The sequence below is a fragment of the Pseudomonas sp. FSL R10-1339 genome (assembly GCF_009600545.1).
In the GTDB taxonomy this organism is placed as follows: domain Bacteria; phylum Pseudomonadota; class Gammaproteobacteria; order Pseudomonadales; family Pseudomonadaceae; genus Aquipseudomonas; species Aquipseudomonas bubulae.
This window is the reverse complement of the sequence record NZ_WIVQ01000177.1, coordinates 1-3,279: the sequence shown is the minus strand read 5'-3', so window position 1 is coordinate 3,279 and position 3,279 is coordinate 1. Positions and strand designations below refer to the sequence as shown.

Annotated in this window: 4 protein-coding genes; all 4 read right to left on the bottom strand. The window is 58.0% G+C overall.

The annotated features are described in order from the left end of the window. Positions 1 to 517, bottom strand: a 517-nt coding sequence (locus tag GHO03_RS23960) for an acyl-CoA dehydrogenase family protein (protein ID WP_178110367.1), incomplete at its 3' end; no start/stop codon positions are given. Positions 518 to 525: 8 nt separating this feature from the next. Further along, positions 526 to 1,680, bottom strand: coding sequence for an acyl-CoA dehydrogenase family protein (locus GHO03_RS23955; protein ID WP_095018869.1), 1,155 nt, complete (start codon positions 1,678 to 1,680; stop codon positions 526 to 528). Positions 1,681 to 1,690: 10 nt separating this feature from the next. After that, positions 1,691 to 2,455: an enoyl-CoA hydratase family protein gene (locus GHO03_RS23950; protein ID WP_095002410.1), complete on the bottom strand. Its 765-nt coding sequence runs from the start codon at positions 2,453 to 2,455 to the stop codon at positions 1,691 to 1,693. Positions 2,456 to 3,062: 607 nt separating this feature from the next. Then, positions 3,063 to 3,279: hypothetical protein (locus GHO03_RS25395; RefSeq protein WP_218574323.1), on the bottom strand; the 217-nt coding region annotated here is incomplete at its 5' end.

The window sequence follows — 3,279 nt, the reverse complement described above, 5'->3', positions numbered from 1 at the left end:
GCGCCAGGCGCCGAGAGGCATCGATACTGGCGTGATTTTGCACATCCACCTGGCTACGCGGCACGGCGTGGACTTCATCGCCATGGGCCAGCAGCAGCAAGTCAGCGTGGGCGGCATCGGCCACCAGCGGATTGACCGGGTGCCCGATGGCCACCCGCAAACTGCCGTCGGCAATGCGTTCCAGCCATTCGCCGCGACGGGCTACGCCGTCATCCAGCCCGGCGATCAGCGCACTGGCCACATAAGCGGTATCACCCAGGGAATCAGGAATGGCGTAGTAACCCAGTTCCTGGGTCATCAGGGCCCAGGCCACATCGTCCATGCCCAGGCCACCGAAAGCTTCGGGGATCGACAATGCGGTCAGGCCCTGCTCGGCGATCTTGTTACGCAAATCCGGGGAGCGACCGACATCGGTTTCCCAGATTTCACGGAGCATTTCGGGGGCCGCTTCGGTCATCAGAAAACGGCTGATGGCCTCGCGAAAAGAGATCTGGTCTTCGGTAAAGGTAAAGTCCATGCCCGGCCTCACTTCGGCAGGCCGAGCATGCGCTCGGCGATAATGTTGCGCTGGATCTCGTTGGTGCCGGCGTAAATAGGCCCGGCCTGGGCGAACAAAAAGCCGTCCAGCCAGCTGTAGCCGCCCTCCGATTGACCGGTCAGCTCGCCACTGGCGCCGAGAATGCGCATGGCGGTTTCGTGCATGCGCAGATCCAGCTCCGACCAGAATATTTTGTTGGTGCTCGACTCGGCGCCAATCTGTGCCCCGCGGCTCAGGCGGCCCACGGTGTGGTACGCAGACAGGGCGTAAGCCTGGGCGTCCGACCAGGCCTTGCACACCGCCTCGCCAAGGCTCGGATCACGATCGGCGCTGGTGCGGTTGGCCTGGTACAGCTCCACCAATTTGCGCGCCGTGTATTGAAAACGGGCCGGGGAACGCAGCAGCAGACCTCGCTCGAAGCCGGCAGTGGCCATTGCCACATGCCAGCCCTGGCCTTCATCGCCAATACGGTTTTCCAGCGGGATGCGCACGTCATCAAAGAACACTTCGGCAAACGCATCCTTGCCGTTCAGGGCCTTGATCGGGCGTACGGTGACCCCCGGTGCATTGAGCGGCACCATCACGAAGGACAGCCCGTGATGGCGGCTGGACGACGGATCGCTACGGAACAGGCCGAACAGCCAGTCGGCAAAAATCGCTCGTGTGGACCAGGTTTTCTGGCCGTTGAGCACGTAGCTGTCGCCATCGCGGGTGGCCTTGCTGGTGATAGCGGCCATGTCGGAACCTGCGTTCGGTTCGGACCAGCCCTGGGCCCACATGTCGGTACTGGCGGCCATGCGCGGCAGGAAACGCAGTTTTTGCGCCTCGGTGCCGAACTCCATCAGCGTCGGGCCGAGCAACAGCTGGCCGTTCTGATTGACCCGCATCGGCCCGCCGGCGCCGTAATATTCCTCTTCGAAAATCAGCCACTCGATCAGGTCGCAGCCGCGCCCGCCCAGCTCGGTGGGCCACATGACCATCGACAGACGGTTTTCGAATAATTTGGCTTCCCACTGGCGGTGTTGCTCGAAGCCCTCGCGGGTATCGTAGCTGGCCAGCGGCGTGGTCGGCAGGTTGTCCGCCAGCCATTGGCGCACCTCCTGGCGAAAGGCCTTTTGTTTGGGGGAGTAGGTCAGATCCATCGTCAGCTCCTCAGAAGTTGGCGTCGCGTTTTTCTACGAATGCGCGGCGGGTTTCGGCGGAGTCCGTGCTGTTGTAGGCCTGCAGCGTGAACCCCTGTTCCCAGCGGTATTTGTCTTCCAGGTTGCCGTCTTCGATACCGTTCAGGGCCTCCTTGGCGATGCGGATCATGTCCGGGCTTTTGCTGGCGATCTTGCGGGCAATTTGCAGCGCGGTTTCACGCAATTGCTCACGGGGCACCACGCGCTCGATAAAGCCGTATTGCTGGGCGTCAACGGCACTGATCTTGTCGCCGGTCAAAAACAGATAACGGACTTTCTGCACCGGGAACAGACGCTGCAAATGCGCCCCGCCGCCCATGGCGCCGCGATCCACTTCGGGTAAGGCAAAACTGGCGCAATCGGAGGCAACGACAATATCGGCAGCGCCGGTAATACCGATCCCGCCACCCAGCACATAGCCATGCACGGCAACAATCACCGGCACCGGATTGCGGTGAATGGCCTTGAAGGTGGCGTAGTTGCCGGCATTGACGGTCACGATACGTTCGGGGTGGGCGTCCAGTTCCTTGATATCGACCCCGGCGCAGAAGCCACGGCCCTCGGAGCGGATCACGATGACTCGCACTTGCGGGTCTTGCCCCAATGCTTCGAGAGTACGTGCCAGATCGAGCCATTCCTGGCTGTCGAGGGCATTGACCGGTGGCCGGTCGATCACCAGTTCAGCGACGCCCGCGTCGATACTGGTCTGAAATGCGGTATGGGCTGCGCTGTTCACATGTGCTCCTGGATTGGCAAAAAAACCATGGGAGCAGTATGGGAAGGCGCGCGAGGCGGATCATCGTCCGTTGAGACTAAACATAAGACACAGAGCCACAGGCGCACGCCCGTATAGCCACAAGTAAATGCCCGCGGCAGCGATCAATCATCATTAATTAATCACACCCTACGCCATAAGAACTAATGAACTTACGTTTTACTTGGATATTTCACTCAAACAACACAGCACTCTCTTATAAAAACAGATCAGCCGCCCCAGCAGAAAATAACAAAGCTCAAACAATACAACTTGTTGCCATAGCCTGCACCTACAGGAGGAACTTATACAAGCAGGATTATTCACTCAACTATCAAAGGAAGAAAGCCGCAAGATCGCAAGACCAAAGCCACTTAAACGTTCGCACTTGGCTACTTTAACCATCCTGAAATTCTAATATTCTGATCCAGCTTGACCAGCCGGGGGTCGAAAGCCCATTCCAGCCTGATGACAAACGCCAGATATCTGGACGGAATTCAAACTTAATCATCCTCGGCCGATTGGAAAACACTCTGTTTCCACAAATGCATGTTCCTTTACACCTATTATACAACAGGTAAACAAAATGTTAATAAACAAAACCGCTCTGGTTGCTGCGGCAGTAATGGTGTTCGGTGTTTCCAGTGCATGGGCTGCCGACAGTACAAGTACCCAGATTAATATCAGCGCCACTGTTCCAAGCACTGCTTTCTATGCACAAGCCTCTAGGGATGGTCTGAAGTAGGCCGCTATTTTTCGACTGCTGAGCCATAGGTGCTTTCAAAAAACGGCAGCCGTTCAAAACC

Excerpts from the sequence above, each read along its gene's own strand:
- GHO03_RS23955 (WP_095018869.1), bottom strand. The coding sequence starts at position 1,680 with ATGGATCTGACCTACTCCCCCAAACAAAAGGCCTTTCGCCAGGAGGTG.